The following is a 15405-nucleotide window of genomic DNA, read 5'->3' on the forward strand; positions in this document are numbered from 1 at the left end:
CTGCCTATACTAATCACATGACCCCCCACTATTTATATAGTTAATCCTTGACGACTCGCCTTCCGGCGGGTTCTTTTTTTTGCTTAAAGATGCGTGCGTGAATGGCCATTTATATCATAGAAAAAAGCATTAAGCTAAAAATCAGCTTCGTTTCATTTCTATTTAAGGTGCGAGGCGCATACTGACTTTACTCTCTTTTCGACATATATGGTTGTGACCCGCAGCGATGCGGGTTATTTTTTTTGCCTAATTGTATTCATCCCTCCGCCATGCTTGCCGATAATAAAGGTGGAGGTGGTGAATAATGGATATAGCAGCATTATCAACGTCACTTAGTCAAGCATCACTCGGCACGGCTGTATCGGTTCGCATGCTGGATATTGGCCAAGACCAAATGCAAGTGCAGGCACAAGGACTTATCAAAATGATGGAGCTCAGTGTAAATCCAAATGTCGGCAGCCTACTAGATATTAAAGTATAGGATAGGCAAGTGTGGAGCGGGAAGGTCAATCCTTCCCGTTTTTTCATGTTGGACAGAAAATAGTACGCTTGCTAATTAGCCTATAAGCGAACAAATGAATCGATTTTACTTCGTTCTGCAACAATAAAAGAAATAGCAACGTCTGGGATGATATAAGAAAGCGAAAAAAATAAAGAGGTGACTGGAAATGAAGAAAAAACCACTACTGTTAACCCTTATCTTGACCATGATGATGCTGACAATCGGACAAAGTGCCTGGGCCTTCAACGATGTCAAAAATGACCCGAATGCCAAAAAAATTGAAGCGCTCCAGCAGCAAGGCATTATTTCCGGGGACAAAGACGGCAATTTCCGCCCGCAGGGCAAACTGACTTATGCAGAGGGAATCTCCATGATTATCAAAGGACTTGAGCTTAACTTCGATCATATTCGTTTCATTAAGCAGCCGCTGGCAGCCGACTATTATACGAATATTAAAGATGACAAATGGTACTCCCAAGCTTTCATCATCGCCCATTTCTACGATCTTGGTGTAGCTAAAGATGTGAAAGCAAATGACGTGATGACTCGCGAGCAATTCGCGCAGCATTTGTTCAAAGCGATTGACAATAAAGTGACTTATGCCATGATTGAAATGTATGTGATGCTTAATGATGAGGCCGATGTAAATCCAGATTTTATGGGCAATATCCAAAAGCTGCTCCTCAGCAAAATCGCAACGCTTGACGCAAAGCAAAATTTTTACCCAACGGCTTCCATTAAACGCAGTGATGCTGCGGCATGGCTGCATGATGGAATTGCATTTATGAAGGAAATGAAGGAAAATGAAGCACCTGCTACGGGAAATGAGCCAACGGATAACCCTTTCACAGATGCAAGATTGACCGTTACGCCAGTCAATGCTGAAGTCAATAAAGTGACGGTAACAGCAACGGTGCCTCATCCAGGCTATGGCATTCAAATTTCCGGCATCACGTTTGATGGCGACCAAGCCACTATTAAGTTAGAGCGCACGGAGCCTAAACCCGATCAAATGTATCCCCAAGTGATTACAGAAGTACAGGTTACAACTTATGTAGATGCTAAATTCAAGCCCGTTCTTCCAACAGCCGCTAATGCCGTTTCAGGCAGCTCCGCTGCTGCTCCTGCGGGCAGCAATACGTCTGTCGCTTCCTAATAATTGAAGCTGAAGAGCTCCAGCTAAAACCATTTTAAAAAGCCGCTGAACTACGCGTAAGCCATTACGCAAGTTCAGCGGCTTTTGGTTTGTGAATGAATGCGGTTATACAGCTTGAAAAATTATAATGCCGGTATACTCCAATCGATTTCTCGCTCGCCCAGCTCGTTCAAATAACCATTTGCTTGCGAGAACGGCTTGCTGCCGAAAAATCCGCCACGGGCAGACAATGGACTAGGATGTACGGACGTAATGATTTTATGCTTGTCCGTGTCAATGAGCTCCAGCTTCTTCTGGGCGGGATTTCCCCATAAAATGAATACGACCGGACGCTCGCGTTCATTAAGCGCAGTGATGATACGGTCAGTGAAGGTTTCCCAGCCCTTCTTCTTATGCGAGTTGGCTGCGGCCGCTTCCACTGTCAGCACCGTATTTAGCAGCAGCACCCCCTGCTCTGCCCAAGCTCGCAGCGAGCCATGGGATGGAATCGGGCAGCCCAAGTCTGCATGAAGCTCCTTATATATGTTGCCCAGCGACCTTGGCACCGCAACTCCTGGCTGCACGGAGAAGCTCAGGCCATGCGCCTGGCCTTCTCCATGATAAGGATCCTGTCCTAAAATAACGACCCGCGTTCCTTCATAAGACGTGTAATTAAGCGCATTAAACACATCCTCCTGCTTCGGATAAACGGTTTTGGTGCTGTATTGCTCCGTCAAGAAAACTTCTAATTTCTTGAAGTAGGGCTGTTCAAATTCAAATTGCAGCTTAGCTGCCCAATCATTGTTCAACTGCTGAAACACCGCGTAGTCCCCTCTCTATGTATAACGTTATTTTCTCCCAAAATCTGCTTTAATTTCTCCCCATTCCTCAGTGTTCCATTTGAGCACTTTATTCGGATAGGTGTTCGTCTTGAGCCATCTCTCCGCTTCGTCTGTCAGCGCCCAAATTTTTGCTGTAGAGGCATCTCTTACGAGGGTCGATGCGACCTTCTTATTACGCAGCCAGCTGAGTGCCGTTCTGGAGTCGCTGTATACCGTTCTCTCGCTGCCCTTCTGCTTCAAATAGGCGAGTGCATGCACAACGGCGATAAATTCACCGAGATTGTTCGTACCATTCGGAATCGGCCCTACATAAAATAAAATTTCGCCTGTCTGCGTATCGACTCCCTTGTACTCCACTGGACCCGGATTGCCCCGCGTACCGACATCTACAGAGATGCTGTCATAATCGATTTCTCCGGACTCTTGCGGCTTGGAAGCCGTTTTCTTAAAACCGCCCGAGCTGCTGCTTGCGCCGCCTGCCGTGCTTTTCCCCTTGCCCCAGTGGCTGCGCCAGCCCTCCTTGAAAGCGGCCTCCGCCAGCGCCTTGGATTCAAAGGACTTATATTTCGCATCCTGAACGCCATTCACCTGCTCCTGGCATTCCTTCCATGTTGCGAATACGCCTGCTTGCTTGCCTACCCAAACGACATAATATTTTGATTTCGCCATTAGCTTGTTCTTACCACCTTTACCAAACGTCCATCCTTCTATTAAATCGAAAAATGCGGCTCCTGTCCACCCGGATGACAGAATCAAACAAGGTGAAACGGCTGTCGCCGTCCTTTGGCGGCGCGGTGCGTTTCAAAAAAAGCGACCAGCAGCGCTGATCGCTCTTCCTTGAAAATCACGTCCTTAGTCTCGGCTAGCACCAAGGAAACGCAGAATGAACAGAAACAGATTCACGAAGTCAAGATAAATGCTCACGACGATCATCGGAATGTCCTCATCGCTAAAGCCTTGACGAGTAAGACGCGAGAAGTCAAACAGCGTCCAACCGATGAAGATCAAAATACCGAAGCCGGATACCATCAGCTCTGTTGTACCCGAGAAGGGGAGGAACAAGCCGACGAGTGTCATCAGTACAAGTACAATAGTGGAAGCGAACAAGAAGCCGCCGAGGAATGAAAAATCCTGCTTCGACTTAATCGCGTAAAGCGCCGTACCGCCAAATGCAAGAATCGCAACGCCAAGACCTTGCAATACCAGTGAAGCGCCCAGCATGCTAATATAGCTCACAATGACGAAATACATCGTCAAGCCGGATACGAACATAAAGCTGTACATCAGCGTGTAGCCGATCGATTTCTTTTTTCGTAAAAAGAGCAGTGCAATCAGAAGTCCAATTTCCACTATATACAGCGGCATAGCCAGTACAGGCGGAACAACCTGACCGATTAAGAAGCCGACCAGCGATACGAGCAGTGAAAGAAATAAGACCCGAAAAACTTTCGGCAATAACAGTTGCGAAGAACGAATCGTATCCATAAAATAAGCTCCTTTACTATTAATTTAGTTTATTCTATTAGCTATTTTACACCAATTCCTTGAATAATAACACTATATGTAAGCATAGCTTTTCAAAAATCACAATGTTTATCACTTGAATATTTACAGATAAAAGAAATAAGCCGCCAGATCACAGCGATCGGCGGCTTATTGTTATTTTCAAGTAAAGATTAGGAATGCTGCCCGGGATACATCATGGGCTGAGTTTGCTGGCCGCCAACCGCCGTCTCCGAATATGTCTTTTGACACATCATATTAGAAATTCGCGGAATGTATACCATTTCCCCTGCTTTTAATTGAGCCGGGTTCACATGGGGATTGGCTTCCTCCATGATCGCATGAGGAACGTTGTATTTATGACAAACTGCCGCTAGCGTCTCCCCATGCTGGGCTTGGTGCTGAGCGTATATCATGTCGTCCGAGTTGCCTTCTCTGAAGAAAGGGAACAAAAATGGTGAAAAGAAGAAAAATGGGAACAAGAAACGGTTAGGGAAAAAAGGATGAGGGAACGGACGAAAGAAAGGACGGCCGAACCCACCACCAAAGCCACCACCAGGAACAAATGCACGATCTGTACGATCCATAACAAAACCTCCGTTTTTTTATATAGTCATTCGTCTATATAGAGTATTGTTTTGGGCGCCATTGGTGACAACTTTTTTGAAAATTTTCCAAATATGCACTAGCTCGACAGCTCCAGCCACTGCTCCAAACGCTGATCCAGCCTCGTTTGCAGCTCTTCCCGTTCCCTCCATTGCTTCTCAAGATTTTCCGTGTCGCCCATGCGATCCAATCGTTCCAGCTCGGCATCAGCTATTGCAATTTCGGCTTCAAGCTTAGCTATCTCCTGCTCCATATGCTCCAGTTTGCTTTCAGCAGGTGCCGGACTTCCATTTGAGCGTGGCTTTTCTATACCTGCACCTTTAGCTGTTCTCGCCTCTCCCTTGGCGGATGAATTTGCTTGAGCAAGCCGTTCCTCCCGCTTCGCTTTAAAATCATCATAGTTGCCAAGATAAGTGGCGACCTTTCCTTGTTCCAGCTCCCATACCCGCTTAGCCAAACGATTGATGAAATAGCGGTCATGCGAGATCGCAAGCACCGTGCCGGGGAAATCCTCCAGCGCCTCCTCCAATGCTTCGCGCGATGCGACATCCAGGTGGTTAGTCGGCTCATCTAGCAGCAGCAAATTTGGCTTGCGTCTTACAAGCAGCGCAAGCCGCAGCCGTGACCACTCTCCACCAGAAAGCGCTGCGAGCGGCTTAAATACATCCGCCCCATAAAATAAATATTTAGCCAGCACATTCCGTGCTTCGCCTTCCTCCAAGCCGCCCTCCAGCCGGAAATGCTCCAGCACCGTTTGCTTATTGCCCTTTAACGGCTCCTGCTGCGCCAAATACCCGATTTCCAAGCGCGTTCCCTGCGCCACTTGCCCGCTGTCCGCTTCCATCACCCCTAGCAGCAGCTTAAACAGCGTCGTTTTCCCGGAGCCGTTATCGCCAAGCAGCACGACTTTCTCGCCATACAGCAGGCTGCCTTCTGCCTCCCGTAAAATTATTCGTTCACCAAACTGCTTCGTCAAACCTTCAAACGAAATAACGTTGCGTCCGGAACGGTCAAGTGGCGACAGCTCGAACTCCGCTGTATTCGGCTCCAAAACGGGGCGCTTCACCATTTCCATCCGCTCTAGCGCCTTGCGCATCGACGCCGCACGCTTGAAAAACTTCTCATTGCCGCCAATGCGGCCCCATTCTTCCAGCTGGCGAATCGTTTCTTTCATTTTGCGAATGACTTTCTGCTGCTCTTGGAACTGGGCAAATTGCTGAAGCAGCCGTTCCTCCTTCTCTTTCAGATAACCGCTATAGTTGCAGTGATAGGTATGGGCTTCGCCATCCTCCAGTTCAATCATCTTTGTGCCGACGGTATCGAGAAAATAACGGTCATGCGATACGATGACACAAGCGCCTTCATAGTGCTGGATGAATTGCTCCAGCCATTCAATTCCTTTGAGATCTAGGTGGTTCGTCGGCTCATCCAGCAGCAGCAAATCCGGACGGACGACGAGTTGTGAAGCCAGAACGATGCGGGTTTTCTCGCCGCCCGACAAGCTGCTGAAGCTCCGCTGATCGTAGCTGCGGTCAATGCGCAGGCCGCTGGCAACCTGATCAATCGCCGTATCCATGTCGTAGCCGCCGCCCTGCTCGAATTTTTCCTGCGCAAGGGCGTATAGTTTCAATAGCCTCGCCATTTTTACAGCATCATTTGCCGCTTCTTCCCCCGCCATCTCGCGTTCCAGCTCCGACATTTCCTGCCTGCAGGCCATCAGCTTTCGAAATCCGTAGGCCATTACATCATATACAGTAAGTGATTCGAACGCAGCAGGAATTTGCGGCAAGTAGCCGATTTGCAAATCCCTCTTTACAGTCAGCATCCCATCGTCAACCTGTTCATGTCCGGCAATCAGCCGGAGAAGCGTCGATTTGCCACAGCCATTGCGGCCTATGAGCCCTACTTTCTCTCCCTCCTGAAGCTGAAGCGTTACGCCATCCAGCACCAGATTTGCCGCGTGGTATTTTTTTATTTGTTGTACATTTACAATAATCATTTGAAGAGCCTCCTATTTGATGAGGAAGACCCTAGCTTGAAAACACAAGCAAAAACGACTTCGTCGTCCTTCTAGGACGAGCGAAGAGCTTTGTCGGAGAATTCTAAGTGAATATAAGGATAAAACTTATAAATGCTTAGAATTCAAGGTGAAACGGCCGTCGCCGTCCTTTGGCGCGCAGCTCGTTTCATTCCGAAAAATATAGAGAAAGGATAGAAACATCATATACTTTCCTATAATTCAAAAAGAGCCGCAGCAACAAGCCCGCGACCCTTCGAATGGCAAAGCAATCCGTTGTGGTTAAGGTAGGCGTCTTCTCGCGAATGGTATATCCGTATCGTTAAAAATGGACAGACTGATCCCGTTCGCGGAAAATGCATGAACAATGCCAGCCATAGCAATCGGCAGCTGGCTAATACGGTTATTGACCAATTCGTGATTCACCTACCTCACCTCCCTTTATGTTAGTGTTTTTACTTTATCATAGATTGTGGTGCTGTGGCAATTTCAAAAATAGATGAAAACATTTATTTCACCGCAGAAATGTATGTTCGTAAACTCTCCTCTACACAATCAGCGATTAAGGCGATGAAGGGCTCCAACTGGTCATTGCTGCTGGCTTCTTCCAACGTCTCATAATATTTCAACCTTGCATCTGCGGCTGCTTTTACAATGGCAGGAGGAAATCCATGCTGCATTAAAACCAAATTCATCAATAAACGAGCCGTACGCCCGTTGCCATCTGCAAACGGATGGATAAAAACGAACTGAAAATGGAGCCTGGCTGCTAATTCAACAGGATGCAGACGGTTATGCTGCTCTTGATACCAATGCAGCAAACTTTCCATTTTTTCAGGTACAAATACATAAGTCGGTGGTATGTGCTGCGATCCAGATATTCGAACATTAATGAAGCGGTAACGTCCTGCATTCTCGTCGTCAATATTTTTCAATACTAAATGATGAATAGATTTAATTACTGATTCCGTTATAGTCATATTACGATGCACGATGTCTTGTACATAACTAATCGCTTCAGAATGATTAATGACTTCGAAATGCTCTCTAAGCTTTTTACCGCCAATGGTTAGACCTTCCTCCAGCACCAGCTTTGTTTCCAAGAGCGTTAACGTATTTCCCTCGATTGCATTTGAGTTGTAGGTCCACTCTACTCGGTAAACCTCCTCTAAATTCCGGACGGCCGCGGAGGGTAAGGGTCTTAGACTGTCGAGCTCTTGCTTTAATTCATTGATTTGTTGGAAATCCATCCTCTCACTCCTTTGAATAAACATAACCGTTATACCAAATTGATTTGAAAAAGCACCCTCTTTTCCATACGGCTAAATATATCCATACTATATCTGATTTGGATAGGGGTTTCAATTAACAAGGCCTAGCGCGGATACTAGTAAACATTCATCTTCAGCAAAAAAATACGCAATTCCCCGCCAAAATTCACATTGAAACTTCCTTTTTCAAGTGATACAATTTGTATCAAATAAAGAGGAGTGGGTGAGTCCGATTAAAAAGGAATTAGTTAATGAAATTTATTGGCTGCGAGCAATTGCCTGTTTATTTGTCATTTTAAACCACGCTTTGGGCAATAATTTGGCGTTGTATTTCAGCGGGCAGGAAGGGATCGCCTTCTATTTGCTCAAAATTTTTCAAATGGCGATTTTATTTGGCACCGGGACATTTGTATTTATATCTGAATTTCTGAATGCCAAAACGTATCATGGCAAACCGCCACAAGGCTTTTTTCAAAAAAGGGCGCTCTTTTTGCTTATTCCGTTTTTGTTTATGAGCTTCATTTTTGCTATTTTTGATACGGCTCAAAATGGTGCCTTTACGTTTGCCTCCTATTCCATCGAAGCGGTCAAAAATATTTTTCTAGGCGATTTCGTGCTTTGGTTCATCTTATTGCTATTCCAAATTCATATTCTCCACTTTCTCTTTAATCGCTATGCCAGCAAGCTTAAACCGCTAACGGTTATAGTCACTTCGTTTGTACTGAACTTTGGTTATTTGGCTTATTTCAGCGCGACATCAGCCCCAGGCTCATCCGCTGTCTCTACATACATTTGGGAAAGAGGCTACTGGCTGCTCGCCGTCGGCTGGATTTTTTATTTTACCTTGGCGTATTATGCTGGAAAGCATTTTGAACAGGTGAAGCAATATATTAGCAGACAAGGCGTCTGGCTATTTGCGATCATCCCCGTTTGCTTCATTGGGGTGATGGGCTTTCAGCAGCAAGGCATTTTCACCATTATATCCTCGAAACGCCCCGATATGATGCTCTATACGATCGCCATGATTGGGCTGATCCTCTATCTATCAGGTAAAACCCGCTCCGTGCCGAGATTCATTATGCTCATCAGTAAATATTCGTTCAGCCTCTACCTATTGCACATGATCGTCATGAAGCTGCTGCTCCAGTTTTTGCCGAAAACAAATTTCGCCGTTTCGTTTGTTGTTTGTTATGTGGGGAGCATTGCCGTCAGCCTTGTTATCGCCAACCTGTTCAATCGTTTCTCCTTCGGAAAATATTTGGTTGGCAATTTGTTGAAGACGCCAAAGCAAGATACTTCGGCGAAGCCGACGCTGCAAGTGGGAGAACGTGCAGTTTAATCTTTCAAATAAAAGCCCCAACTACCAGAAAAAACATCTGGCGGTTAGGGCTTTATCTGCTGTGAACTGCTTTTAATAAGAAGAACCATTATTTGTCGATTTCCACTCCAATTCCGGAGTTTGCTGCTTTAGCTCTTACAGTTCATTCAACCGTTCAATGGTTATAAACTTGAAACCAACGGATTTGATGAAAGGTCGCCTGATTGCCATTTTGATTTTGTAAAATATCCGCATCTCGCTTGGGGGCGTAAGCCCTCGTTATATAAATGAAATGCGTGCGGCAGCCATCAGCCTCATAATTGCGCAAATGATCTGCATATCGCTTCAACTGCTGATCTCTCTCGCCGTGCCTAGCTTATTTTCGATAAAAATAATATGAGTTTGTTTGCCCTCTGCAAAACGTACCATCATGTCATGCCTGCTATCGGCTACATGGTCGATCTGCTTGCCATATGTTTTCTGAGTAGTGATTTCATGAATATTCTCCTGCAAAGGTTATTTCAATCATCTGTCAATAATATCAAGCAATTTTTATCTTCAATGTCGTTCAACTAAGTAGCTTTAATATATTTTGCGGAATCATCTTCGCTTGTACAAGCATAGCCTGACCTGCATCAGTCAAAATTCGAGATTTTGCAAGTTCCATTATTTCTCTTGCCATATCCGAATCTCTAATTCTTGACTCCGAAGCGGATAGGTTTTCCCCATAGTTAAGAATATTGCTTCCCGTATGTTCAAGACGGTTTTGATAAGCTCCAAGCTTGGCTCGTTCAGAGGATACTGTATTAATAGCATTTTTTATAGGAACAATAGCATTAGAAGCTCCTAAATGGGATGAGATATTTAAACCAGCCACCCCTATTGCAGATCCATTTACGTTTGGCATGCCTATATTCAAGTTCTCACCAGCAGCAGTGCCCGTCTGAATGGATATTCCACTTTCCCCACTAAGTGTTAGTGTTGCTGGGCTTCCCGTCAGGAGATCGGCTGGAATGCCTGCCGAGGATGATATAGTGATTTCTTTATCTGTTAGCAGAATTACGGTCGTACCCGAAATGTATAAACTTGTATTTTGTACTGATTCTTGCTCCGATGGAAAACCAATATTCCGGGCTTTTAAATTAGTATACTTACTCAACAAATTACTTAATGTTTCATTTATATTTACCCCAATTGGAACATCAACCCACGTATTATTTATATTATTGGGACTAACAAATTCAAAATCTGCAGCTAACATTAAGGTAAGATCACGTATGCCAATCCTATCCTCATCATTGGGATTTCCAGTAAAATTCCATTTCGCAATGTAGTTTGCTGAAAAAGTACGGTCACCAGATGCCTCTCCATTCAAAAGCTTGATTCCATTGAAATTAGTATGTTCAGCAATATTATCAATCTCAGCCTGCAGCTGGTTGAACTCATTCTGACTATTTTTTCTATCAGTGTCGCTATAAGTACCATTTGCTGTTTGCACAGCTAATTCATTCATACGCTGCAGAATAGCATGGATTTCCTGCATAGCGCCTTCAGCAGTTTGAATAAGTGAAATTCCATCTTGTATATTTCTTGATGCTTGCTGTAAACCACGTATCTGCCCACGCATTTTCTCTGATATTGACATCCCCGCTGCATCATCTGCCGCCCTATTAATATTAAGCCCAGATGAAAGTTTTTCCATAGACTTCGTTCTCTTATCATTGTTAATAGTTAAACTTCGATTTGCATTCACAGCCATTAAATTCGATCTTATATACATTTCACTTTACCTCTCGCTAGGGAAATAACTCCATCTTTATATCATTATCGGCATGTACCTCCAAAAAAATAATGTTTATTATAAATTTAAAATTAGATAACCAATCTAAAATCTCTTTCTATGAATTTCATAGTTAAACATTAGAAATATGTTTTCAATGGTTATACAAATATAATTTTACAATTCCTTATAGTTTGCGAGCCGTTAATGGCATTACATATGAGGGGCTCCTGATCGTGTATCGTATCGATTTAACGTTGCAAATAACGTTCATAGGCAGCTTGCTGAATTTCCAGCGCTCTTTCAATGCCCAGCTCCTTCATTTGCTGAACATATTTATCGTAGTTGTCGGCAGACTCATTGCCTAATATAATTTTCAGCTCCGCTTCTTTAACCAATGCGTTAATATCGTTCATAATGCTGCTCATTTCATCCGCTTCCTCAGCCGTTGGCGTCACTGGCGGCAGCAGGTGGCTCTCGTGATTCGTGTTTTTCCAGATGCCCAGCGCTTCCGTCGTCTGCTCATATTTCGCTGGTAAATTATTATCCTGCTGAATCATAGGAAAGTTGGTGCCATGTGAATATTGCAGCATCACTTGGTCGCTGCCTAGTCCATTCGGGTTGTTGACGACCAAATCCGTATAGACTGGCTTGCCGTTGCCGAGTTTATACGTGACCCCTTCCAGACCATAGGTGTTCAGCATGCTTCCTTCAGTGGAATAGGCGTAATCCAGCCAACGGATGGCTGCTTCTACATTTTCAGCAGTAGCGGAAATCGCTGCGGAGCTTGTCCCTGCATATGCATTGTCCAACTGACCGAACTCTGGAAGCTCGCCTTTTACCGCTGCTGGGTAAGGGACGGCCACGAAGTTCGCCTTCGGATCGGTTTCCTGAGCTGCAGCATTGTATTTTTCAATGTAAAACTGCCAGCCAATCGTTGCGCCGCTGCTGCCGGAGGACATTTTTTTATCAACAGTTGCCGCATCGATGGAAGCAAAGTCCTTGTCAATTAGCCCCTCCTTGTACCACTGGCTCATCGCTCTTAAATATTCTTTATATTGCGGCTCGACATAGCCGTACGTCACTTTTCCATCAATGACATAGAAATTGCCCATTACGCCAAACGCGCCGGCAAAACCACTCGTACGTTCGCCCAAAAACATCGACCGGAACGTAACCGGCGAGCTGGCGTTTTTCTTCTCTTTAAACGCTGTTAATACGGTATGCCATTCCTCAATCGTTTCGGGAATGTCCAAATTCAGCTCGTCGAGCCAATCTTTACGGATAATAGGTCCGCCATATACACGGCCAGCATCTGAACGAATGAACGGGAAAGCATAATACGTGCCGTCATCCGTTTTGATCATTTTGTCGATGTCGGGATTTTCCTGAAGCACTTTCTTTAAATTCGGCGCATACTGGTCAATTAAATCATTCAGCTTTAATATATACCCCTGCTCCACAGCCCGATCTGGCCCGCCGGGATATTGAAGCCACGTATTTAGAAAAATATCAGGAAGCTCTCCCGAGGCGAGCAGCAGGCTGAACTTTTGATCCGTCATCGGCGTTCCACCCAAATGCCTGATTTTAACGCCGGTCCGCTGCTCGTATTCTTCATCAATCGGCATCACTTCTGGCGTACTGCCAAGCTGCTCATCCATAAAAGAAAGCTCGACATTGCCCTGCATAGGATAAGAAAACACGCCTCCTGTTTGATTATTGACATTAGTATTAACAATGCCTTCCATATTGCTGTTTGAATTCGAATGACTGCAGCCAGCAGCCAGCATAATGAAACTCAGTAGAAAAAGGACAGGCTTGCCCACCGTTTTTTTGCTGAACCCTTTTGCCAACATCAAGACCTCCGTTTGCATGCATATATGTGTGTTTTAGCTCCGCTCAACTTGTAGATTCTTATATTTGCCCGGTGTAATCCCCTCATACTTCTTGAATACTCGAATGAAGGCACTGCTGCTGGAGAAGCCCGTTTTTGATGAAGTCTCTTCTATGCTGGCGCCTTGCTGAAGCAGCAACTTCGCCTTAGAAGTGCGCGTTTGACTAATGAAGTCATGCAGGCCGAGCTCCTTCTGCTCTTTAAATAATCGCGATACGTATTGCGGGGTAATGCCGAATTCGGCCCCAATCATCGATACGCTGAGATTAATATCGTCATAGTTTTTCTCTACGTACTCCGCCACCTGTTCTCCAATTCCCGTATTGGACAGCAAGGACAGCTTTTCATTGATTTTGTGGCACACCATTTGTAAAATTTGCAGCAGCTCCTGCCGGAACTCCCCCCTAGTTGTACAGGCGAGCAGACGCTTCATCGGTCGCGATTCTTCCCATATTTGAGCCTGCTGGGCTTCCAGCGGAACAGATTTCATCATGGAGCTTGCCAAATCGATCATCGCGCATTTGAGCATTTCAACGGAGGATTGGCTGCTGAACACCTGGTTCAAAATATCATCTACCTTCTCGGTCGCTTTTTCCAGGTCTCCTGTCTTAATGATGTTGATAAAAGCAAGCTCATCATTGATCGACAAATAATATTCAGCTTCCACAGGCTCAATATCTCCATACCAAATCGACACATTTTCTTCTGAAAATAAGCGGTATTCTTGGGCCTCCAGCGCCTGCAAATAAGCATGATGTATGCCCGCTACCCCGACCTCATGCTCGCTCCCGGCCATCACAATTTGCAAGCGGTAGCGCTGATCGGTAAATTCTAGCGTTTTCACCAAAGCCTGCTCCATGTCCTCTTTCCAGACGGAAATGCGATCGGGGTGGATGTTAATAACCGCAGCAAGCATGCCGTCCATATCGGTAAAGCTTAAGCTATGAAACTCCTGAGCCACATCAAGCATAATATTCGTTACGATAAAATGGGATAAATTCATCGACGTCGCGCTTGCTTCGTCTGGCCCAATATCGAAGAGCAGTACGGCAAAATGCTCAGTGCTCCAATTCAAATGGTAACGACCCGCCGCTCCTTGGACGGACAAGCCTTCCTCTGCCTGCCCTTTGAGCAGCCTCGTCAAATAGTAGGCCTGCAGCACCCGAAGCTGCTTGTATTCGCGGCTGCTCATATCATCCCGCTCGCGAATCGTTGCCAGCGCATTTTCCCTAATAAACGAAAACTCGTCTGCTCGCCACATGCTCCGCTCCTGCTTGGCGTAGGAGAATACATTGACCAGCTCGCGAACAGGATTATAATTGCGGCGCGCAACATAATAAATGACGACCCCACCAATTAAAAAACAGACCAGCAAGCCAAGCAAATTCAAATTGCGAATCTCTCTGGCTTTTTCCCAAAAGGTATTCGAAGGGAAAACGCTTACATATTTCCAATCAGACGTATCCGAGGCGATAAAGGAAACCATATTTTCCGTTCCGGCAATAGTCAAAAAGGAAGAATCTGCTTCTTTATTGTCCGTCTCCACCATAGAAAAAATCGGCGGACTATCTATTTTATTATTTTGAAACATAATTTGATTCGCATGATCGACGATATAGACGTCCCCATTGTTGACCCAATCGACATTCGCCAGCATTTTTTGCACGGTGCTGCTATTTAAAGCGATGAATAGTACGCCTCGCGTCGTGTCCTTTTCCTTTATATTCGATAATGGCTTAATTAATAAAACCGTATTTCCGACCCGTTTAAATTGAATAAAAGGCCTCAGCTTCCCCGACTGGATCATCGGTGTAGCCAAAATTTTCTGCCATTCCTGCTCGCTGATGTTAAACTGCTGGCGATTCATCTCATAAAATAAGGCTGAATCCGCGTAGGTCTCGTCTGTAAGTATCGTACCCAGCTTGCCGGAATACAGATAAATCCCTTTTATAAAATTGTTGGCGGATTTATACTTGCTCAGCTCCTGCTGGATTTTAAAAATTTGAAAGGCTTCCTTCTGCTCCGAGTCCGGATTCATATTCAGGAAGGAATTCACGTCATTATGAATAGACAGCAGCATAGCCAGCTTTTCTGCTTGGTTGATTTCACTGTCTACCATATATTTAACCTGTTTGAGCATGGCACCGCTAGCCCGCTGAATTTCATACTCTACTACCTTTTTCGTTTGGGTGTACACGACAGCGCTAACGATTAATGGGATGAGCATTATGATGGCATAGGAAATGATCCACCTAAAAGCAATGCTTTTGCTAAAAACAAACCTCTGCTGTTTCATACTTTGCCTCCGCAGGTTGAACTCTCTTATCGCAAGCGTAAACGGCTTTCGCCACCCTTTGGCGGCAAAGCTTCCGTTTCGCGTAGAAATATAGAGAAGGGATGGGAAAATCATATCCTTTCCTATATTTCAAGCGTAAACGGCTTTCGCCACCCTTTGGCGGCAAAGCTTCCGTTTCGCGTAGAAATATAGAGAAGGGATGGGAAAATCATATCCTTTCCTATATTTCAAGCGTAAACGG

Annotated in this window: 13 protein-coding genes; 3 read left to right on the forward strand and 10 right to left on the reverse strand. The window is 45.1% G+C overall.

Annotated features, from left to right (window positions below; all coding sequences use genetic code 11):
• Nucleotides 1–304 precede the first annotated feature (304 nt).
• Nucleotides 305–481 carry a YjfB family protein gene (locus AC50X8_RS31880; RefSeq protein WP_081418938.1) on the forward strand — a complete coding sequence of 59 codons (177 nt, stop codon included), beginning with the start codon at nt 305–307 and terminating at the stop codon, nt 479–481.
• 187 nt (nt 482–668) lie between these two features.
• On the forward strand, nt 669–1658 hold the full coding sequence (locus tag AC50X8_RS31885) for an S-layer homology domain-containing protein (RefSeq protein ID WP_494883615.1): 990 nt from the start codon (nt 669–671) through the stop codon (nt 1656–1658).
• Between the two features lie 122 nt (nt 1659–1780).
• Here the strand turns inward: AC50X8_RS31885 and AC50X8_RS31890 are convergent, their stop codons facing one another.
• From AC50X8_RS31890 to AC50X8_RS31920, 7 genes are all read right to left on the reverse strand, one after another.
• Nucleotides 1781–2458: a uracil-DNA glycosylase gene (locus AC50X8_RS31890; protein ID WP_056038819.1), complete on the reverse strand. Its 678-nt coding sequence runs from the start codon at nt 2456–2458 to the stop codon at nt 1781–1783.
• Between the two features lie 27 nt (nt 2459–2485).
• Entirely contained in the window at nt 2486–3148 is a 663-nt protein-coding gene (gene rnhA / locus AC50X8_RS31895) for a ribonuclease H (RefSeq protein ID WP_056038823.1), read from the reverse strand.
• A gap of 183 nt (nt 3149–3331) precedes the next feature.
• A complete protein-coding gene (locus AC50X8_RS31900) occupies nt 3332–3964 on the reverse strand; it encodes a Bax inhibitor-1/YccA family protein (protein ID WP_494865175.1) in 633 nt (210 codons plus the stop codon).
• A 191-nt stretch (nt 3965–4155) separates the two neighbouring features.
• Entirely contained in the window at nt 4156–4569 is a 414-nt protein-coding gene (locus AC50X8_RS31905) for a LysM peptidoglycan-binding domain-containing protein (RefSeq protein ID WP_056038829.1), read from the reverse strand.
• Between the two features lie 98 nt (nt 4570–4667).
• A complete protein-coding gene (gene abc-f / locus AC50X8_RS31910; protein WP_494883617.1) occupies nt 4668–6587 on the reverse strand; it encodes a ribosomal protection-like ABC-F family protein in 1920 nt (639 codons plus the stop codon).
• A 300-nt stretch (nt 6588–6887) separates the two neighbouring features.
• Complete coding sequence (locus AC50X8_RS31915) at nt 6888–7031, reverse strand: RAxF-45 family protein (RefSeq protein ID WP_200931651.1); 144 nt, start codon at nt 7029–7031, stop codon at nt 6888–6890.
• Nucleotides 7032–7114: 83 nt separating this feature from the next.
• Nucleotides 7115–7855 carry a Fic family protein gene (locus AC50X8_RS31920; RefSeq protein ID WP_494865180.1) on the reverse strand — a complete coding sequence of 247 codons (741 nt, stop codon included), beginning with the start codon at nt 7853–7855 and terminating at the stop codon, nt 7115–7117.
• Between the two features lie 244 nt (nt 7856–8099).
• Between AC50X8_RS31920 and AC50X8_RS31925 the strand changes: the two genes are divergently transcribed.
• Entirely contained in the window at nt 8100–9215 is a 1116-nt protein-coding gene (locus tag AC50X8_RS31925) for an acyltransferase family protein (RefSeq protein WP_494883619.1), read from the forward strand.
• 547 nt (nt 9216–9762) lie between these two features.
• Here the strand turns inward: AC50X8_RS31925 and AC50X8_RS31930 are convergent.
• From AC50X8_RS31930 to AC50X8_RS31940, 3 genes are all read right to left on the reverse strand, one after another.
• Complete coding sequence (locus AC50X8_RS31930; protein WP_056038839.1) at nt 9763–10974, reverse strand: flagellin N-terminal helical domain-containing protein; 1212 nt, start codon at nt 10972–10974, stop codon at nt 9763–9765.
• Nucleotides 10975–11225: 251 nt separating this feature from the next.
• Complete coding sequence (locus AC50X8_RS31935) at nt 11226–12764, reverse strand: extracellular solute-binding protein (RefSeq protein ID WP_494883623.1); 1539 nt, start codon at nt 12762–12764, stop codon at nt 11226–11228.
• A gap of 99 nt (nt 12765–12863) precedes the next feature.
• The gene (locus AC50X8_RS31940) at nt 12864–15095 is read right to left on the reverse strand and encodes a helix-turn-helix domain-containing protein (protein WP_494883621.1); all 2232 of its coding nucleotides are present in this window, start codon (nt 15093–15095) and stop codon (nt 12864–12866) included.
• Between the last annotated feature and the right edge of the window lie 310 nt (nt 15096–15405).

Source organism: Paenibacillus sp. JT22N15, from assembly GCF_059383755.1.

Coding starts and splice junctions, on each gene's coding strand:
- AC50X8_RS31920 (WP_494865180.1), bottom strand. CDS start 7,855: ATGGATTTCCAACAAATCAATGAATTAAAGCAAGAGCTCGACAGTCTA.
- AC50X8_RS31885 (WP_494883615.1), top strand. CDS start 669: ATGAAGAAAAAACCACTACTGTTAACCCTTATCTTGACCATGATGATG.
- AC50X8_RS31935 (WP_494883623.1), bottom strand. CDS start 12,764: ATGCTGGCTGCTGGCTGCAGTCATTCGAATTCAAACAGCAATATGGAA.
- AC50X8_RS31905 (WP_056038829.1), bottom strand. CDS start 4,569: ATGGATCGTACAGATCGTGCATTTGTTCCTGGTGGTGGCTTTGGTGGT.
- rnhA (WP_056038823.1), bottom strand. CDS start 3,148: ATGGCGAAATCAAAATATTATGTCGTTTGGGTAGGCAAGCAAGCAGGC.
- AC50X8_RS31930 (WP_056038839.1), bottom strand. CDS start 10,974: ATGTATATAAGATCGAATTTAATGGCTGTGAATGCAAATCGAAGTTTA.
- AC50X8_RS31880 (WP_081418938.1), top strand. CDS start 305: ATGGATATAGCAGCATTATCAACGTCACTTAGTCAAGCATCACTCGGC.
- AC50X8_RS31900 (WP_494865175.1), bottom strand. CDS start 3,964: ATGGATACGATTCGTTCTTCGCAACTGTTATTGCCGAAAGTTTTTCGG.
- abc-f (WP_494883617.1), bottom strand. CDS start 6,587: ATGATTATTGTAAATGTACAACAAATAAAAAAATACCACGCGGCAAAT.
- AC50X8_RS31940 (WP_494883621.1), bottom strand. CDS start 15,095: ATGCTCATCCCATTAATCGTTAGCGCTGTCGTGTACACCCAAACGAAA.